General features: G+C 71.7%; 15 protein-coding genes and 3 tRNA genes. 12 read left to right on the top strand and 6 right to left on the bottom strand.

Annotation, left to right across the window (positions count from 1 at the left end):
• The first annotated feature begins 49 nt into the window (after positions 1–49).
• Complete coding sequence (locus ACZ470_RS03135) at positions 50–730, top strand: ANTAR domain-containing response regulator (RefSeq protein ID WP_468423866.1); 681 nt, start codon at positions 50–52, stop codon at positions 728–730.
• Positions 731–786: 56 nt separating this feature from the next.
• A complete protein-coding gene (locus tag ACZ470_RS03130) occupies positions 787–939 on the top strand; it encodes a hypothetical protein (RefSeq protein WP_468423864.1) in 153 nt (50 codons plus the stop codon).
• A gap of 41 nt (positions 940–980) precedes the next feature.
• Here the strand turns inward: ACZ470_RS03130 and ACZ470_RS03125 are convergent.
• From ACZ470_RS03125 to ACZ470_RS03115, 3 genes are all read right to left on the bottom strand, one after another.
• Positions 981–1057 (bottom strand) — tRNA-Ile (locus tag ACZ470_RS03125).
• 177 nt (positions 1058–1234) lie between these two features.
• Positions 1235–1307: transfer RNA gene (locus tag ACZ470_RS03120), tRNA-Asn, on the bottom strand.
• Positions 1308–1312: 5 nt separating this feature from the next.
• A tRNA-Asn gene (locus ACZ470_RS03115) sits at positions 1313–1385 on the bottom strand.
• Between the two features lie 169 nt (positions 1386–1554).
• On the opposite strand from ACZ470_RS03115, the gene ACZ470_RS03110 reads away from it, so the two are divergent.
• The 7 genes from ACZ470_RS03110 (at position 1555) to dnaG (ending at position 12099) form a co-directional block, all read left to right on the top strand.
• Positions 1555–1860 (top strand): YtxH domain-containing protein, encoded by a 306-nt coding sequence (locus ACZ470_RS03110; RefSeq protein WP_468423862.1) that lies wholly within the window; start codon positions 1555–1557, stop codon positions 1858–1860.
• 176 nt (positions 1861–2036) lie between these two features.
• Positions 2037–3494, top strand: a complete 1458-nt coding sequence (locus ACZ470_RS03105) for an FGGY family carbohydrate kinase (protein WP_468423860.1) — start codon at positions 2037–2039, stop codon at positions 3492–3494.
• Positions 3495–3597: 103 nt separating this feature from the next.
• Entirely contained in the window at positions 3598–5331 is a 1734-nt protein-coding gene (locus ACZ470_RS03100; protein ID WP_468423859.1) for an ABC transporter ATP-binding protein, read from the top strand.
• Positions 5331–7259, top strand: a complete 1929-nt coding sequence (locus ACZ470_RS03095; protein WP_468423858.1) for an ABC transporter ATP-binding protein — start codon at positions 5331–5333, stop codon at positions 7257–7259. The genes ACZ470_RS03100 and ACZ470_RS03095 overlap by 1 nt, the downstream gene beginning before the upstream one ends.
• 166 nt (positions 7260–7425) lie before the next feature.
• Entirely contained in the window at positions 7426–8694 is a 1269-nt protein-coding gene (locus tag ACZ470_RS03090) for a deoxyguanosinetriphosphate triphosphohydrolase (protein ID WP_468423856.1), read from the top strand.
• A 92-nt stretch (positions 8695–8786) separates the two neighbouring features.
• Positions 8787–10052: an NAD(P)/FAD-dependent oxidoreductase gene (locus tag ACZ470_RS03085; RefSeq protein ID WP_468423854.1), complete on the top strand. Its 1266-nt coding sequence runs from the start codon at positions 8787–8789 to the stop codon at positions 10050–10052.
• A 124-nt stretch (positions 10053–10176) separates the two neighbouring features.
• Entirely contained in the window at positions 10177–12099 is a 1923-nt protein-coding gene (dnaG, locus tag ACZ470_RS03080; RefSeq protein WP_468423852.1) for a DNA primase, read from the top strand.
• 10 nt (positions 12100–12109) lie between these two features.
• Here the strand turns inward: dnaG and ACZ470_RS03075 are convergent, their stop codons facing one another.
• Positions 12110–13102, bottom strand: a complete 993-nt coding sequence (locus ACZ470_RS03075; protein WP_468423850.1) for a nucleotidyl transferase AbiEii/AbiGii toxin family protein — start codon at positions 13100–13102, stop codon at positions 12110–12112.
• Positions 13099–13773 carry a hypothetical protein gene (locus ACZ470_RS03070; protein ID WP_468423849.1) on the bottom strand — a complete coding sequence of 225 codons (675 nt, stop codon included), beginning with the start codon at positions 13771–13773 and terminating at the stop codon, positions 13099–13101. Before ACZ470_RS03070 ends, ACZ470_RS03075 begins: the two co-directional genes overlap by 4 nt.
• 112 nt (positions 13774–13885) lie before the next feature.
• Between ACZ470_RS03070 and ACZ470_RS03065 the strand changes: the two genes are divergently transcribed.
• Positions 13886–15154, top strand: coding sequence for an RNA polymerase sigma factor (locus ACZ470_RS03065; RefSeq protein WP_468423847.1), 1269 nt, complete (start codon positions 13886–13888; stop codon positions 15152–15154).
• Positions 15155–15253: 99 nt separating this feature from the next.
• Here ACZ470_RS03065 and ACZ470_RS03060 read toward each other — a convergent pair whose 3' ends face one another.
• Positions 15254–16021, bottom strand: coding sequence for a sirohydrochlorin chelatase (locus ACZ470_RS03060; RefSeq protein ID WP_468423845.1), 768 nt, complete (start codon positions 16019–16021; stop codon positions 15254–15256).
• A 174-nt stretch (positions 16022–16195) separates the two neighbouring features.
• On the opposite strand from ACZ470_RS03060, the gene ACZ470_RS03055 reads away from it, so the two are divergent.
• Complete coding sequence (locus tag ACZ470_RS03055) at positions 16196–16897, top strand: SanA/YdcF family protein (RefSeq protein WP_468424054.1); 702 nt, start codon at positions 16196–16198, stop codon at positions 16895–16897.
• 99 nt (positions 16898–16996) lie between these two features.
• On the top strand, positions 16997–19120 hold the full coding sequence (locus tag ACZ470_RS03050; protein ID WP_468423843.1) for a molybdopterin oxidoreductase family protein: 2124 nt from the start codon (positions 16997–16999) through the stop codon (positions 19118–19120).

Genomic DNA, 19120 nt, shown 5'->3' with positions numbered 1-19120 from the left:
CCCGGCGGCCGGATTGCCCGACCCTCACCAGGACCGACAAGGCGGTGACATGACCTCCGCGGCATCACTACCTCTCCCGGGAAGGCTGAACACCTTGCTCATCGGCGGTCGCATGGACGCGGACCGGGCGCTGCTCACCCCGCGCGGCGAGCTGGTCCGCGGGTGTGCCCAGGCCCTGGCCGAGAAGCTGGCGCAGCTGCCGGCCGGCACGGCCCGGGTCGATCTGGACATGAGCGGCGTGTACTTCATGGACACGGCGGGACTGGAGTTCCTGGAGGTGCTGCGCGACCACGGCCGGTGGCGGTCGATTCCGGTCACGGCCACCCGCTGGAACGGCCAGCCGCGCCGCATCCTGGAACTCGCCGGCCTCGACACCTCGGACCCGCTGCGCCCGCCCGCCCCGGGCGGCGCGCCGTCGCCGGTCCCGTCGGTGGTGGCCCTGGAACGCGAGGAGCGGCTGCATCTGCTCCAGGAGGAGGTCGAACAGTTGCGGCAGGCCATCGCCTCCCGTCCGGTGATCGACCAGGCCCGCGGCATCCTGATGGCCACGTACGGCTGCACCTCGGACGAGGCGTGGCACATCCTCCGGGAGGCGTCCCAGCTGTCCAACACCAAGCTCCGCGCGGTCGCGGAGGCACTCACCGCCTCCGCGGAGGCGGAGGGAGCCCCTCCGCCCGAGGAGGTCCGCACGGCCCTGTCCCGTGCCCTCGCCCGCCGCTCGTCACGGTGACTCCGGCCCGTGCGGGGTACTCGGCGCACACGGCCCCGCGATCAGGAGGCAGCACGATGAGCGAGCACACCCCCTCCCAGGCCGAGGGCGACCGGGACGACGCCGAATGGACCACCCCCGACGTCCCCCACACCACTCCGTCCCAGGCGGAGGGCGAACGCGACCCGGCGGACGCCCCCACCGCGTCCGACGACGACGTGGGCGACTGAACTGCCGAGGGCGAGGGCGCCTGCCGCTCTCGCGTGGCGCGTGGTGGGGCGGGTGGGACTCGAACCCACGGCCGACGGATTATGAGTCCGCTGCTCTAACCGGCTGAGCTACCGCCCCATAACGGCGTGTCGCGTACATGTGTGCGCGCCGTCTGCCGCAGCATAGCCGCTCATACGATCTCCTGCTTCGGATGGTCGGCTGCGTACGGGCTTGGTGACCATGGAGACTGCGCCGAGCCCCGCACGGTTCCCCCGGACATGAAAAAGGACCCCGAAGGGGTCCTCGTTCAGCATGCTCCCCCGACTGGACTCGAACCAGTAACCTGCCGGTTAACAGCCGGCTGCTCTGCCAATTGAGCTACGGAGGACCGAGCTCCCCCGACTGGACTCGAACCAGTAACCTGCCGGTTAACAGCCGGCTGCTCTGCCAATTGAGCTACGGAGGAATGCCTCGTTGCATCGAACGCACCCGCCTGGGTATCCGCCAGGGGGCGCGCGCTCGCTGCGACACATACATTAGCGCAAGCAGGGGGGTGCTCCGCCAATCGGTACTCCCCGGCGCTGTCGCCGCACCGGAGACCTACGCAGACTGGAACAACGGGAAGGGTGGCCGCCATGCGATACCGGCTCACGTTCGTCGCCGGAGTCGTCCTGGGTTACGTGCTGGGCACGAAAGCCGGGCGGGAGCGCTACGAGCAGATGAAGAGGTCTGCGCAGCAGTTCACGCAGAACCCCGCCGTCCGCAACACCGCGGAGACCGCGGCCCACCAGGGCCGGGAGTTCGCGGACAAGGCGTACCACGTGGTGAGCGACAAGGTCGGCGACCGCATGCCGGACTCGGTCGCCCAACGAGTCCGCACCCTCCGCGAACGCACGGCCCACGGCCCGGCGGAGGACGACTGGGGCACGAGCAACACCTGACGGTCACCTGTCCAGTGCCGGTTAGGCCAACGCACCCAAGGGGCGCGGGGCTGTTTCGATGTGCGGCTCCGCCGCGTGGGCGCGAGCAACCCCAGACAACCCGCACCCGCGCCGCAACAGGACCCCCAACGGCGCCCAGCGCCCACGCAAGCGCCGCGATACGGCAAAATCGCCGTATGGGGATAGTCGCCGGACTGGACAGCGCGCCGGATTTCACTCGCATCGTCGTCTGTGACACGGACACGGGAGCCGTGCTCAGGCAGGGATACGCCCAGCATCCGGCCCAGAGCGGCGCCGACGCCGGCGCCAGGCCCTCGGACGTCGACCCGCAGGCCTGGCTGCTGTCGCTGGGCGAGGCGGCGGGCGGCGGGCTGCTCGAGGGCGTGCAGGCCATCGGCGTCTCCGCCCAGCAGAACGCGCTGGTGCCGCTGGACGCCCAGGGCAACACCGTGCGGCCGGCGATGACCGGCGGCGACAAGCGGGCGCAGGTCGCGGCGGCCGATCTGATCGACGCGCTCGGCGGGCGCGAGGCGTGGGCGCAGGCCGTGGGCTGTGTGCCGCAGGCCGCGCAGCCGGTGACCAAGCTGCGCTGGATGGCGCGGACCGAACCGGAGAACGCCGCGCGGACCGCCGTACTGCTTCAGGCGCACGACTGGCTGGTGTGGCAGCTGCTGGGCCGGCCGGTGCGGCGGACCACCGACCGGGGCGGGGCGTCCGGCACCGGTTACTGGGCGGCGGCCACCGGCGGCTACCGGCCCGATCTGGTCGAGCTGGCGCTGGGGCACCAGGCGATGCTCCCCGAGGTGATCGGCCCGGCGGACGCGGCCGGTACGACGCCGGAGGGGCTGCTGATCTCCGCCGGTACGGGCGAGACGATGGCCGCGGCGTTCGGGCTGGGGATCGGGCTGGGCGACGCGGTGGTGTCGCTGGGCGCGTCCGGGTCCGTGATGGCCGTGCACCCCGAGGCGCTGGTCGACCAGCACGGGATGATCACCTCGCTGGCGGACGCGACGGGCATGCATCTGCCCGTCGTCACCACCCTGAACGCCGTGCGCGCACTGCGCGGTACGGCCGAGCTGCTCGGCGTGCCGGATCTGGACAGCCTGTCCGACCTGGCGATGAAGTCGACGCCGGGGGCGCACGGGCTGGTACTGCTGCCGTATCTGGAGGGTGAGCGCACCCCGAATCTGCCGCACACCGCCGGGACGCTGGCGGGGCTGCGGCGCGAGTCGATGAAGCCGGAGCATCTGGCGCGGGCCGCGTTCGAGGGGATGCTGTGCGGGCTCGCGGACGCGCTGGACGTGCTGCGCGGCCGGGGCGTGGAGGTGCGGCGGGTCTTCCTGCTGGGGCCGGCCGCGGAACTGCCCGCCGTGCAGTCGGCGGCGCCCTCGCTGTTCGGGGCGCAGGTGGTGGTGCCGCAGCCGGCGGACTACGCGGCGATCGGCGCGGCCCGGCAGGCGGCCTGGGCGCTCGGTGTGTCGCAGGGCACCCTCGATCCTCGTACCCCGCCGGTCTGGCAGGGCGCGGTGGCGCAGGTGCTGGACCCGGGCGAGGAGCTGGCGGTGGGGCAGGCGGTGCGCCAGCAGTTCGTGTCGGTGCGGGAGCAGACGCATCCGGGTGCCTTCCGCCCGTAGGGGGCGCGCCGATTTAATTCGGTTGAGGTAACGCGGGTGGAGTGTTCGACGATAGGGGCCACGGGCAACCATCGCCCCCGCCGACCACTCCGAGAGATTAAGCGTGCTCATACGACTCCTGCGGACCTATCTCGGGCCGTACAAGAGACCCATCTCCCTCTTGGTGCTGCTGCAGTTCCTGCAGACCTGCGCCTCGCTCTACCTGCCCACGCTCAACGCGGACATCATCGACCAGGGTGTCGTCGAAGGGGACTCCGGCTACATCCTGGCCTACGGCGCCCTGATGATCGGCATCTCGCTGATCCAGGTCGTGTGCAACATCGGTGCCGTGTTCTACGGCGCCCGGACCGCGTCGGCACTGGGGCGGGACGTACGCGCCGCCGTGTTCGACCGGGTGCAGTCGTTCTCCGCGCGTGAGGTGGGCCACTTCGGCGCGCCCTCGCTGATCACCCGGACCACGAACGACGTCCAGCAGGTGCAGATGCTGGTGCTGATGACGTTCACGCTGATGGTGTCCGCGCCGATCATGTGTGTGGGCGGCATCGTGATGGCGCTCGGCCTGGACGTTCCGCTGTCCGGGGTGCTGGTCGCGGTGGTGCCGGTGCTCGGCATCTGCGTGACGCTGATCGTACGGCGGCTGCGGCCGCTGTTCCGGACCATGCAGGAGCGGCTCGACACGGTGAACCGGGTGCTGCGCGAGCAGATCACCGGCAACCGCGTGATCCGCGCCTTCGTCCGGGACGAGTACGAGCAGGAGCGGTTCCGGAAGTCCAACACCGAGCTGACCGATGTGTCGCTGCGCACGGGCAATCTGCTCGCGCTGATGTTCCCGGTGGTCATGACGGTGGTGAACCTGTCGTCGATCGCGGTGGTGTGGTTCGGCGCGCACCGCATCGACAGCGGCGGGATGCAGATCGGTGATCTGACCGCGTTCCTCGCCTATCTGATGCAGATCGTCATGTCCGTGATGATGGCCACCTTCATGTTCATGATGGTGCCGCGCGCCGAGGTGTGCGCCGAGCGCATCCACGAGGTGCTGGACACCTCGTCGAGCGTGGTGCCGCCGGTCGCGCCGGTCACCGAGCTGCGCCGGCACGGTCATCTGGAGGTCCGGGGCGCGGGCTTCCGCTACCCGGGTGCCGAGGAGCCGGTGCTGAAGGCGGTCGACCTGGTGGCGCGGCCCGGTGAGGTCACCGCCGTGATCGGTTCGACCGGCAGCGGCAAGTCCACGCTGCTCGGCCTCGTCCCCCGGCTGTTCGACGCGACCGACGGCGAAGTGCTGGTGGACGGCGTGCCCGTGGCGGACGTCGAGCCGCAACTGCTCGCGAAGACGGTAGGGCTGGTGCCGCAGAAGCCGTATCTCTTCGCGGGCACGGTGGCGACGAACCTGCGCTACGGCAATCCGGACGCCACGGACGAGGAGCTGTGGCACGCGCTGGAGGTGGCGCAGGGCAAGGACTTCGTCGAGCGGCTGGAGGGCGGACTCGACGCGCCGATCGCCCAGGGCGGGACGAACGTCTCCGGCGGTCAGCGCCAGCGTCTGGCGATCGCCCGGACGCTGGTGCAGCGACCGGAGATCTACCTCTTCGACGACTCCTTCTCCGCGCTCGACTACGCCACCGACGCGGCCCTGCGGACGGCGCTCGCCCGGGAGACGGCCGAGGCGACCGTGGTGATCGTCGCCCAGCGGGTGGCGACCATCCGGGACGCCGACCGGATCGTGGTCCTGGACGAGGGCCGGGTCGTCGGCACCGGCCGGCACCACGAGCTGATGGCGGACAACGAGACCTACCGGGAGATCGTGCTCTCCCAGCTGACGGAAGCGGAGGCTGCCTGATGGCGGGGCCCGGAGGACGGATGATGGCCGGCGGCGGCCCCGACCAGCGGTCGATCGACTTCAAGGGGTCGAGCAGACGGCTGATCGCCCGGTTCGGACCCGAACGCCTCACGATCTACGGGCTGCTGGCCTGTGTCGTGCTGAGCGTGGGCCTCAGTGTGATCGGGCCGAAGATCCTCGGCAGGGCGACCGACCTGGTCTTCGCCGGCATCGTCGGACGCGAGATGCCGGACGGCGCCACCAAGGAACAGGTGCTCGACTCGATGCGGGAGCGGGGCGACGACGATGTCGCCGACATGCTCCGCGGCACCGACTTCACCCCCGGCGAGGGCATCGACTTCACGGCCGTGGGCAACGTCCTGCTGTTCGCGCTGGCGGTCTTCACGGTCGCCGGGCTGCTGATGGCGGTCGCGACCCGGCTGGTGAACCGGGCGGTCAACCGCACCATGTTCCGGATGCGCGAGGACGTGCAGACGAAGCTGTCGCGGCTGCCGCTGTCGTACTTCGACAAACGGCAGCGCGGTGAGGTGCTGAGCCGCGCCACCAACGACATCGACAACATCGGGCAGACGCTCCAGCAGTCGATGGGCCAGCTGATCAACTCGCTGCTCACCATCATCGGTGTGCTCGCGATGATGTTCTACGTCTCGTGGATCCTCGCGCTGGTCGCGCTGGTGACGGTGCCGCTGTCGTTCGTCGTCGCCACGCGCGTCGGCAAGCGGTCGCAGCCGCACTTCGTGCAGCAGTGGCGCTCGACGGGCACGCTCAACGCGCACATCGAGGAGATGTACACCGGGCACACCCTGGTGAAGGTGTTCGGGCGGCAGGAGGAGTCGGCGCGGAAGTTCGCCGAGGAGAACGAGGCGCTGTACGAGGCCGGGTTCAAGGCGCAGTTCAACAGCGGCGTCATGCAGCCGCTGATGTTCTTCGTGTCGAACATCAACTATGTGCTGGTGGCGGTCGTGGGCGGGCTGCGGGTCGCGTCGGGCTCGCTGTCCATCGGTGACGTGCAGGCGTTCATCCAGTACTCGCGGCAGTTCTCCATGCCGCTGACGCAGGTCGCCTCGATGGCGAACCTGGTGCAGTCGGGTGTCGCCTCGGCCGAGCGGGTCTTCGAACTGCTGGACGCCGAGGAGCAGGAGGCCGACCCGTCTGCGGCCGAGAAGCCGGCCGACCTGCGCGGGCGGGTGGAGCTGGAGCGTGTGTCGTTCCGGTACGACCCGGAGAAGCCGCTGATCGAGGACCTGTCGCTGACGGTCGAGCCGGGCCGGACGGTGGCGATCGTCGGGCCGACGGGGGCCGGCAAGACGACTCTCGTGAACCTGCTGATGCGGTTCTACGAGGTGTCCGGCGGGCGGATCACGCTGGACGGGGTCGACATCGCGCGGATGTCCCGGGACGAACTGCGGGCCGGGATCGGGATGGTGCTCCAGGACACCTGGCTGTTCGGCGGCACGATCGCGGAGAACATCGCGTACGGGGCGTCCCGGGAGGTCACGCGGGAGGAGATCGAGGAGGCGGCGCGGGCCGCGCACGCGGACCGGTTCGTCCGTACGCTGCCCGACGGGTACGACACGGTGATCGACGACGAGGGGAGCGGGGTCAGCGCGGGTGAGAAGCAGCTGATCACGATCGCGCGGGCGTTCCTGTCGGATCCGGTGATCCTGGTGCTGGACGAGGCGACGAGTTCCGTGGACACGCGGACGGAGGTGCTGATCCAGAAGGCGATGGCGCGGCTGGCGCACGGGCGGACGTCGTTCGTGATCGCGCACCGGTTGTCGACGATTCGGGACGCGGACACGATTCTGGTCATGGAGGACGGTTCGATCGTCGAACAGGGCGCGCACGAGAAGCTGCTGGCGGCGGACGGGGCGTACGCCCGCCTGTACAAGGCGCAGTTCGCGGAGGCGGTGGCGGAGGTGGACTGAGAGTTCATCCCTGAGGGCTGCGCCCCCAGACCCCCCTTTCGGCCCTTCGGGCCTCGTCCTCAAACGCCGGACGGGCTGAAACCAGCCCCTCCGGCGTTTGAGGAGCGGGGGTCCGGGGGCAGCGCCCCCGGGGCGGTTGTCACCCCTGACCCGTACTGTCAAGGGCATGGAAGGCACCGACACCCCATACGACCCGACGTCAGTCGCCCGCTGGGCTCCCGAGCCCGACAAACGCCCCGGCCGCACCGCCTTCCAACGCGACCGTGCCCGCGTACTGCACTCCGCCGCCCTCCGCCGCCTCGCCGGAAAGACACAGGTCGTCACCCCGGGAGACCAGAGCCAGGCCTGGGACGCCAGTCCCCGCACCCGCCTCACCCACTCCCTCGAATGCGCCCAGGTCGGCCGGGAACTCGGCGCCGCCCTCGGCTGCGACCCCGACCTCGTCGAGGCCGCCTGCCTCTCCCACGACCTCGGCCACCCACCCTTCGGCCACAACGGCGAACAGGCGCTGAACGAGTTCGCCGAGGACTGCGGCGGCTTCGAGGGCAACGCCCAGTCCCTCCGCCTCCTCACCCGCATCGAACCCAAACGGTTCACCCCCGAGGGCTCCGTCGGCCTCAACCTCACCCGCGCCGCCCTCGACGCCGCCACCAAGTACCCGTGGCCCCGGGGCGCCCACCCCACCGACCCGGCCTCCCCGAAGTTCGGCGTCTACGACGACGACCGCCCCGTCTTCGACTGGGTCCGCGAGGCCGCCCCCGGCACCCGCACCTGCTTCGAGGCCCAGGTCATGGACTGGTCCGACGACGTGGCGTACTCGGTGCACGACGTGGAGGACGGTCTGCACGCGGGCCACATCGACCCCGGCTGCCTCCACGCCGAACCCGAACGCCAGGAGGTCTTCGCCGTCGCCGTCGGCCGGTACGTCGACGCCGGCACCGACCCCGCCGAACTGGCGGAGGCCCTCGACCGCCTCCTCGCCCAGGAGTGGTGGCCGCACGGCTACGACGGCACGGCAGTCGCCCAGGCCCGCCTCAAGGACGCCACCAGCCAGCTCATCGGCCGCTTCTGCCTCGCCGCCGAGAGCGCCACCCGCCGGGCCCACGGCGAGGGGCGCCTCACCCGGTACGGCGCCGAACTCGTCGTGCCGCGCGGCACGCGCATGGAGTGTGCCGTCCTCAAGGCGGTCGCCGACCTCTATGTGATGCAGCGCGCCGAGCAGGAGCGGCTCCGCGCCGACCAGCGGATCGTCGTCCTCGAACTGGCCGAGGCGCTCACCTCCCGCGCCCCCGAGGGCCTGGACCCGCAGTTCCGCACCCTGTTCGACCGGGCCGCCGACGACAGGGCCCGCAAGCGGGTGATCGTCGACCAGATCGCCTCGCTCACGGACGCCTCGGCCCGTTCGCTTCACGCCCGTCTCACGGGGCAGGCATGACCGGGATGGCCTGATCGGGTCACTTCCCCTTCCGGCAACACCCTGCGTGCGGGACGCTCGCAGGTGGCGACACCGTTACGAGGAGGCATCACGTGGTCGACGCGGATCAGACATTCGTCATCGTCGGAGGCGGCCTGGCCGGCGCGAAGGCGGCCGAAACGCTGCGAACGGAGGGCTTCACCGGCCGCGTGATACTGATCTGCGACGAACGCGACCACCCGTACGAGCGTCCGCCCCTCTCCAAGGGCTACCTCCTCGGCAAGGAGGAACGGGACAGCGTCTTCGTGCACGAGCCCGCCTGGTACGCGCGCCACGACATCGAACTCCACCTCGGCCAGACCGTCGACGCCATCGACCGCGCCGCGAAGACCGTCCGCTTCGGCGAGGACGGCACCGTCGTCCGCTACGACAAGCTGCTGCTGGCCACCGGCGCCGAGCCCCGCCGCCTCGACATCCCGGGCACCGGCCTCGCGGGCGTCCACCATCTGCGCCGCCTCGCCCACGCCGAGCGCCTCAAGGGTGTCCTGACCTCCCTCGGCCGCGACAACGGCCATCTGGTGATCGCCGGCGCCGGCTGGATCGGCCTGGAGATCGCGGCGGCTGCCCGGGAGTACGGCGCGGAGGTCACGGTCGTCCACCGGGGCCCGACCCCGCTGCACTCGGTCCTCGGCCCCGAGCTCGGCCAGCTCTTCGCGGAGCTGCACGTCGAGCACGGCGTCCGTTTCCACTTCGGTGCCACGCTCACCGAGATCACCGGCCAGGACGGCATGGTCCTCGCCGCCCGCACCGACGACGGCGAGGAGCACCCCGCGCACGCCGTCCTCGCGGCGATCGGCGCGGCCCCGCGGGTCGCTCTCGCGGAGGCGGCGGGACTGGAGCTCGCCGACCGTGCGGCGGGCGGGGGCGTCCTCGTCGACGAGCGGCTGCGGACGTCCGACCCGGACGTCTACGCGGCCGGTGACGTGGCCTCCTTCCCGCACGGCCTGTTCGACACGCGGCTGCGGGTGGAGCACTGGGCCAACGCGCTGAACGGCGGGCCGGCGGCCGCCCGCTCCATGCTGGGCCGGGACGGGATCTACGATCGCGTTCCCTACTTCTTCACCGATCAGTACGACCTGGGGATGGAGTACTCGGGGTGGGCGCCGCCGGGGTCGTACGACCAGGTGGTGATCCGGGGCGATGCGGGGAAGCGCGAATTCATCGCGTTCTGGGTGAAGGAGGGGCGTGTGCTCGCGGGGATGAATGTGAATGTGTGGGATGTCACGGATCCGATCCAGCGGTTGATTCGGTCCCAGGACCAGGTGGACACGGAGGCTTTGGCGGACCCGCATGTGCCGTTGGAGGGTCTTGTCGCCTAGGGGGCTGCCGGGTTCTGCGCGTGCGCGAGTGCTGGTGCGTTGTGGCTTGTCGCGCAGTTCCCCGCGCCCCTTCAGGGGCGCTTCAGCTCCCCGGGGTGTCAGTTCGGCCCCGTAGAATTCACGCGTGGCTGGGCGGATCAATGATGAGGACGTGAAGGCGGTTCGGGACGCGGTTCCGATCGACGCCGTGGTGTCCGAGTATCTCCAGCTGCGGAACGCGGGTGGCGGGAACCTCAAGGGTCTCTGCCCGTTCCACGACGAGAAGTCGCCGTCCTTCCAGGTCAGCCCGAGCAAGGGACTCTTCCACTGCTTCGGCTGCCAGGAGGGCGGCGACACCATCACGTTCGTGATGAAGATCGACCACCTCTCCTTCTCGGAGGCGGTCGAGCGCCTCGCCGGTCAGGCCGGCATCACCCTGCGCTACGAGGAGGGCGGGTACAACCCCACCCACCAGCGCGGTGAGCGCATCCGCCTGGTCGAGGCCCACAAGATCGCCGCCGAGTGGTACGCGGAGCAGCTCGCGACCAGTCCCGAGGCGGACACCGGCCGCGCCTTCCTCGCCGAGCGCGGCTTCGACCAGGCCGCGGCCCTCCACTTCGGCGTCGGCTACAGCCCCCAGGGCTGGGACCACCTCACCCGCTTCCTGCGCGGCAAGGGCTTCAGCGACAAGGAGCTGATCCTCTCCGGGCTCTCCCAGGAGGGCCGCCGCGGCCCCATCGACCGCTTCCGCGGCCGGCTGATGTGGCCCATCCGCGACATCGGCGGGGATGTCGTCGGCTTCGGCGCCCGCAAGCTCTACGAGGCGGACAACGGCCCGAAGTACCTCAACACCCCCGACACGGCGATCTACAGGAAGTCCCAGGTCCTGTACGGCATCGACCTGGCGAAGAAGGACATCGCGAAGGCGTCCCGCGCGGTCGTCGTCGAGGGCTACACCGACGTCATGGCCTGCCACCTCGCGGGCGTCACGACCGCCATCGCCACCTGCGGCACCGCATTCGGCGGCGACCACATCAAGATCCTGCGCCGGCTGCTCATGGACAACGGCAGCGCCCGCGTGATCTTCACCTTCGACGGCGACGCGGCCGGCCAGAAGGCGGCCCTGCGCGCCTTCGAGGACGACCAGAAGTTCGCCGCCGAGACCTACATCGCCATCGCCCCCGACGGCATGGACCCCTGCGACCTGCGCCTGGCCAAGGGCGACGAGGCCGTCGCCGACCTGGTGGAACCCCGTACCCCGCTCTTCGAGTTCGCGCTGCGCCAGGTGGTGCGCCGCTACGACCTGGACACCCCGGCCGGCCGGGCCGCCGCCCTCGACGAGGCCGCCCCGATCGTCGCCCGGATCAAGAACAGCGGCGCCCAGCACGAGGTCGCCGTCGAGCTGGCCGGCATGCTCGGCATCCTCGACACCCAGTTCGTCGTCAAACGGGTCGCCCAGCTCGCCCGCTGGGCGCGTGAGCGCGGCGGCAAGGGCCCGGCGCCGGACCGCCGTCAGCAGGGCGGCGGCGGACAGCAGTACGCCCCCGCCCCGTCGGCCCCGCGCGGCCCCGCCCTGAACCTCCGCAACCCGGTCTTCGCCACCGAGCGCGAGCTCCTCAAGCTCGCCCTCCAGCGCCCGGAACTGGTCTCCCCGGCCTTCGACGCGTACGGCGTCGACGAGTTCACCGCCCCGCCCTACGCGGCCGTACGCCAGGCGATCCTGGACGCGGGCGGAGCGGAGTACGGCGTCCAGGACCCGCAGGAGTACCTGATCCGGGTCCGCGACGCGGCCCCCGACGACACCGTCCGCGCCATGGTGACCGAACTCGCCGTCGAGGCGATCATGCTGCACCGGGGCGTCAAGGAGGTCGACGAGACCTACGCCGGCGCCCAGCTGGTCACCGTGCGCCGCCGCGCCGTCGAGCGCCGCATCCGCGACATCTCCAGCCGCCTCACCCGCCTCGGCACCCACGGCGACCCGGCCGAACTGGCCTCCGTGCAGAACGAACTGTGGGTCCTCCAGCAGTACGACCAGGCACTGCGGGAGCACGGCGCCGGGGCGCTGTAGGGGGACGGGCTCAGGCCTCCGCGAACGTGGGCGTCACCGCCCGCACCAGCCGGTCGGCGAACTCCCGCTCGGCGTGCTCGAACCGCGGGTACTCCGTGACGAAGTGGTTCCACTCGACGTACCCGACCGCCTCCACCACGTCCTTCAGCCGGATCCGCTCGTCGTTGGGAAACGGCCACTCGCCCGACAGCCGGAACACCTCGTGCAGCAGCTCGCGGCGCAGGGGGTACCGCTCGGCCAGGAGCACGGCGTCGTACAGGTCCTTGCCCTGCCCGTGCGCGTCGTTGATCAGCCACATCAGCTTCCACGCCAGGGACAGCTCCGGCGTCGCCGCCTGCACGATCGCGCCGCCCGGCAGCTCCACCGGCTCGGGGTCCTCGGGCAGCCGCTCGTTGAACACGAAGTCGAGCTGCACATGGCCGCCGGGCAGGCCCGGTGAGCCCCACGGCAGCACCATGCGCCGCCCCGGCACCCGGTCGTAGGTCCAGATGTCCTCGACGACGGCGCCCCGGGCCGAGATGCCGACGTCCCGCCCGCGTGCGTCGGCCAGCGCCTGCGCGGCCCCTGCGATCCCGGCCAGCATCCGCTCCGTCCGCCCGTCGTCGATCCGCCACGTGTGCGGTACGACGACGAAGTCCAGGTCGCCCGGCTCGCGGGCGGCGTCGCCGAACCAGGCCGACATCAGCACGCTGCCGCGCAGCACCAGTGCGTCCACCCACTCGGAGTCCGCGATCGCGGTCAGCACGAGGTCCAGCGCCCGGCGTCGCGCCGCCCGCCACGAGTCGTCCCGCGTCGGGTCGGCGAACCGGGGGTCGGTCGCGCGGTAGGCGTTCTGATGGTGCTTCAGGGCGGGGTCGAACACGGGGCGCTGCACCACGTCGTCCCCCGGCACCCACTGAAGCGTCCGCGGCAGGTCGACCGCGGCGCGGGTGTCCTCGTCCAGCGTCTCGCGCGGTATCTCCTCACTGCGCCAGCCGAAGTTCCGCCAGCTCGTGCCGCTCATTCCCCGTCCACCCCCAAAGGCTCCGTGAGCCATCCTTCGTCCACCGACACATCGCTGTCGTGCAGCACGAACTCCCGCTCCACGCTCAGCACTTCATAACCGTCCAGGTCCGCCAGCAGCCGTTCCAGGGCGCGCCCGGCACCCTCGGCGTCCACCCCGTGGCAGCGCTGGGTGACGAACCGCTCGTGCCGTGCGCCGTCCCGCACCCGCCGGGCGTTCCACGACAGATGGGCGCCGTGCGGTACGACCACGGCGGCCAGGGCGTCCAGATCCGTCCCCGCGGCCAGCAGCAGCTTGGCGTGGTGCTCGAAGTACCGCCCGTCCCCGCACGGGCCGTCCGGCACCTCCGGCGCCCAGGGAGTCGACTCGATCTTCACGCGTACGGGCTCGAACCCGTCCGTCCGCAGCCGGCGGGCGACCTCACGGGCCCGCGCGGACTCCTCGGCGTAGCCGCGGGAGCCGGACAGGGTGAGCATGGGCTGGTCGCGCATCCGGCCCCGGGACAGCACGATGTGGGTCAGCTTGAGACCGGCCGCTCCGGCCCACCGGCGCAGCGCCTCCGACTCCTCGGGGCCGGAGCAGCGGACCGTCACATGGGTTTCGTACAGGTGGGTTTCGTACAGGGAAGCGGACACCCGCGGATCGTCCCAGAACACGGGCGCGCCCGGCATCCGGATATCCGCAGGCGGTGACCGGGCGGTCACCCCTGGTTCCGGATCGGACGCAAAAAGTCATCGCACGCCCCTCGTGGGGACGATGTGTCGTACCCCACACTGGGTGGCGGTGCCTGAGTCCTCGGAGCGCGGCCGATCCGTCGTCGACGGGTCCCGGACATCCGCGGTTCCGCTCATCGCGTACGGGACGGACAGCGGCGAGGCCGTCGACTCCGCCCCCGAAGTACCGCTGCCCCACCCTCTGGCAGCGATCATCCTGGAGGTCGCCCCCGTGCAGACCCAGACCCTCACCCAGCCCGACGCCGACGTCCTCGTCGCCATGCCCCCGCAGAGCCGCGTCGCGCAGCACCCCGAGACACCGCCCGAGGCGGCCGAACCCCCGGCCGAACCTCCTGCCGAGGCCCTGGATTCCGCCGAACCCGCCGAACCCGTCGAGGCGCCCGCGCCCGTCCGGACCGAGAGCGGCGGTCCCTCGTCGGACCTGTTCCGGCAGTATCTGCGCGAGATCGGCCGTATCCCGCTGCTGACCGCCGCCGAGGAGGTCGAGCTCGCCCGCCGCGTCGAGGCGGGGCTGTTCGCCGAGGAGAAGCTGCGCCTCACCCCCGACCTGGACAGCCGCCTCGCCCTCGACCTGGACCGGCTCGTCGTCATGGGCCGGATGGCCAAGCGGCGGCTGATCGAGGCGAATCTGCGGCTCGTCGTGTCCGTCGCCAAGCGGTACGTGGGCCGGGGGCTGACCATGCTGGACCTGGTCCAGGAGGGCAACCTCGGGCTGATCCGGGCGGTGGAGAAGTTCGACTACGCGCGCGGGTACAAGTTCTCGACGTACGCCACGTGGTGGATTCGGCAGGCCATGTCGCGGGCGCTGGCCGATCAGGCGCGGACGATCCGGGTGCCGGTGCATGTCGTCGAGCTCATCAACCGGGTGGTGCGCGTGCAGCGGCGGATGCTTCAGGAGCGCGGGTACGAGCCGACGCCGGACGAGGTCGCGGCGCACCTCGATCTGCCTCCCGAGCGGGTCGGGGAGGTGCTGCGGCTGGCGCAGGAGCCGGTTTCGCTGCATGCCCCGGTGGGTGAGGAGGACGATGTCGCGCTCGGGGACCTGATCGAGGACGGGGATGCGGCGAGTCCTGTGGAGTCGGCGGCGTTTCTGCTGCTCAGAGAGCATTTGGAGGCGGTGCTGTCGACGTTGGGGGAACGGGAGCGGAAGGTTGTGCAGCTGCGGTACGGGCTGGTGGATGGGCGGCCTCGGACGCTGGAGGAGATCGGGCGGATCTTTGGGGTGACGCGGGAGCGGATTCGGCAGATCGAGTCGAAGACGCTCAACAAGTTGCGGGACCATGCCTTTGCGGATCAGTTGCGGGGGTATTTGGACTAGGGGTTTTCGCCCCGCCGCCCCTTCCCGTCCCGTCTCTGGGGGCTTCGCCCCCAGACCCCCTTTGCGCAGTTCCCCGCGCCCCTTGAATGCTGAGCCCCCTCAGGAAGCCGACGCCAGTTGCACGGGTGCGGTGGTCGGGGTTTTCAGGGTCTGGTCGTAGCGGTGGAGGAGGAGGTCGGCCATCGCGGGGTGGGTGGCCAGGGGGGCGGAGGCGATACCCGGGGCCGCTGCCGCGCATTCCGTGGCGAAGCGGCCGGGGGCCGTGAAGTAGGAGGCGACGGCGACGCGGGAGCGGCCTCGTGCGGCCAGGGCGCGGACGGCGTCGGGGACGGTGGGGGCCGCGGCGGAGGCGTAGGCGGGGACGACGGGGACGCCGAGGCGTTCGGCGAGCAGCCGCGCGGTGCGGTTGGTGTCGACCTTCGCCTCGGGGTCGCGGGAGCCGGCGGCGGCGAGCACGACCCCGCTCGCGCGGCGGGTCGCCGCGTCCTCCGGGGTGCGCCAGCCGGCCTCGGTGAGGCGGGCGTGCAGGGCGTCCACGAGCAGGGGGTGCGGACCGAGCGGGGCGGCCACGCGCGTGTGCAGCCGTGCCCCGGCGGCCATCTCGGGGATGTCCCGCTTGACGTGGTAGCCCCGGCTGAGCAGCAGCGGTACGAGGACGGCGGCCCCGGTGCCGCGCGCGTCCAGCTCGGCGAGGGTGTCGGGGAGCAGGGGCGCGTTCAGCTCGATGTGGCCCAGGTGCACGGGCAGTCCCGGCCGCAGTGCGCGGACCCGGTCCAGGAGCTGCCGTACGGTGCTCAGCGCCCGCGGGTCCCGGCTGCCGTGGGCCACGACCACGAGGGCGGGGGGTTTCATGGTGTACACCGTCATGCAGCGATCGTGACGTCGGCACGTTGCCTTCCCGTTGCGCGGGCGTGTCGGGTGTTTTCCGGTGGTTCACGATGTGGGCGGCGTCGGGTGTGAGGTGAACCGGGAGGCGCGGCGGGGCGTCTCTCATGGTCGAGGAGCGACCGGGGAGGGGCCCGTCCGATGCGCAGTTTCCGCATGCGCCGTTTCAGCATGCGCCGTCCGCGTCTGCCGCGTACCCGTAAGGGGCAGCGGCGGCTGGTGCGGTCGGTGATGGCGGTGTGCGTGCTCGCGCTGCTGCCGGCGGCCTGGCTGCGGGTGACGACGGACGACCGGCTGCGCAGTACCGCCGATGTGCCGGCGCACGAGGTCGCCGTGGTCTTCGGCGCGGGTCTGTGGGACGGGGAGCCGTCGCCGTATCTCGCGCACCGGCTGGACGCGGCGGCGGAGCTGTACCGGGCGGGGCGGATCGAGGTGGTGCTGGTCACCGGCGACAACAGCCGCGAGGACTACGACGAGCCGGACGCGATGCGCGCGTACCTCACCCGGCACGGTGTGCCCGACGCGCGGATCGTCAGCGACTACGCGGGCTTCGACACCTGGGACTCCTGCGTCCGCGCGAAGAAGATCTTCGGCGTGGACCGGGCGGTGCTGATCAGCCAGGGTTTCCACGTCCGCCGCGCGGTGGCCCTGTGCGAGACGGCCGGGGTCTCCTCGTACGGCGTCGGGGTCGACGAACCGCACGACGTCACCTGGTACTACGGGAGCGTGCGGGAGGTGCTCGCGGCGGGGAAGGCGGCGCTGGACGCCGTCTTCCGCCCCGACCCGCGCTTCCTCGGACCGAAGGAGCCGGGGGTGGAGCGGGCGCTCGAGGAGGCGTCCGCGCGGGCGGTCGGATGACGCCCTCACCGTGGCGCGCGGGCCGCGGGGAGGTCGCCGTACCCGGGGTGTAACAGCGGTCGGTGCGCCGCGTAACACCGGGGACGCAGCCTGAACCGTATGCGAAACACCGTGACGCCCACGCACTGCCCCTACTGCGCGTTGCAGTGCGGGATGAATCTGACGCCGGCCCCGGATGGGACGACCGTCGAGGTGAGTGAGCGTGCGGACTTCCCGGTGAACCGGGGGGCGCTGTGCGGGAAGGGGCGTACGGCGCCGGCGGTGCTGTCGTCGAGCGTGCGGCTGACCTCGCCGCTGGTGCGGTCCGAGGAGGGCGCGCTGGTCCCGGCCTCCTGGGAGGAGGCGCTGGGGCGGGTCGCCGCGGGGCTCTCGCGGACGAGCGCGGAGTACGGGGCGGACGCGGTCGGGGTGTTCGGCGGCGGCGGGCTGACCAATGAGAAGGCGTACAGCCTGGGGAAGTTCGCGCGGGTGGTGCTGGGCACCTCGCAGATCGACTACAACGGACGGTTCTGCATGTCGTCGGCCGCGGCGGCGGGCGGCAAGGCGTTCGGTCTCGACCGTGGGCTGCCGTTCCCGCTGGAGGACGTCCCGAGGACCGGTTGCGTGATCCTCGTCGGGTCGAACCCGGCGGAGACCATGCCGCCCTCGCTGCGGTACTTCACCGAGCTGAGGGAGAACGGCGGCACGCTGATCGTCGTCGACCCGCGCCGTACGAAGACCGCCGAGCAGGCCGATCTCCATCTGGCACCGCGCCCCGGCACCGATCTCGCGCTGGCGCTGGGCCTGCTGCACCTGATCGTCGCCGAGGGCCGCACCGACGAGGAATACATCCAGGAGCGCACCGCCGGCTGGGAGGAGACCCGGGCCGCCGCGATGGCGCACTGGCCGGAGTACGTGGAGCGCATCACCGGCGTGTCCGTGCCCGAACTGCGGGAGGCGGTACGGCTGTTCTGCGAGCCGGAGGCCGCGATGGTGCTCACCGCGCGCGGGCCCGAGCAGCAGTCCAAGGGCACCGACACGGTGGGCGCGTGGATCAACGTGTGCCTGGCGACGGGCCGGGCGGGCCGGCCGCTGTCCGGGTACGGCTGTCTGACCGGGCAGGGGAACGGCCAGGGCGGGCGCGAGCACGGCCAGAAGGCCGACCAGTTGCCCGGCTACCGCAAGCTGACCGACCCGGCGGCACGGGCGCATGTCGCCGAGGTGTGGGGCGTGGATCCCGACTCGCTGCCGGGGCCGGGGCGCAGCGCGTACGAGCTGCTCGACGCGCTGGGTACGGACATCCGCTCGCTGCTGCTGATGGGGTCCAACCCGGTGGTGTCGGCGCCGCGCGCCGCGCACATCGAGGAGCGGATCCGCTCGCTGGACTTCCTGGCGGTGTGCGATGTCGTGCTGTCGGAGACGGCGGCGCTGGCCGATGTCGTGCTGCCGGTGACGCAGTGGGCGGAGGAGACGGGGACGACGACGAACCTGGAGGGGAGGGTGCTGCTGCGGCGGCGCGCGATCACCCCTCCGGAGGGCGTCCGCAGCGATCTGGAGGTCATGCACGAGCTGGCCGCGCGGCTGGGCGGTGACCGGAACCTGGAGAAGGGCTTCCCGACCGACCCCGAGGAGGTCTTCGAGGAGCTGCGCCGGGCCAGCGCGGGCGGGCCCGCGGACTACTCCGGGATCACCTACCGCAGGCTGGCGGAGGAGAACGGCGTGTTCTGGCCGTGCCCGGCGGACGGGGAGCCCGGAGCCGGGGAGCCCGGAGCGGGCGTCCACCCCGGTACCCCCCGGCTGTTCCTCGACCGGTTCGCCACCGAGGACGGGCGGGCGCGGTTCGCGCCGGTCTCGCACCGGGCGGTCGCCGAGGAGCCCGACGACGAGTACCCGGTGCTGCTGACCACCGGGCGGGTGGTGGCGCAGTACCAGTCCGGTGCCCAGACCCGGCGGGTGGACGAGCTGAACGCCGCCGCTCCGGGCCCGTTCGTGGAGCTGCACCCCCGGCTCGCGGAGCGGCTCGGCGCCGCCGAGGGCGATCCGGTGGCCGTGGTGTCCCGGCGGGGGCGGGCGGTGGCACCGGCGCGGATCACCACCGCGATCCGCCCGGACACGGTGTTCATGCCGTTCCACTGGTCCGGTGAGGGCCGCGCCAACACCCTCACCAACCCGGCGCTCGACCCGACCTCCCGGATGCCGGAGTTCAAGGCGTGCGCGGTACGGCTGGAGGCGGTGCGCCCGTGA

The sequence above is a fragment of the Streptomyces sp. NPDC031111 genome, from assembly GCF_055570675.1.
Note: the sequence above shows the minus strand (reverse complement) of the source record. Positions and strands in the feature narration are given on the sequence as shown.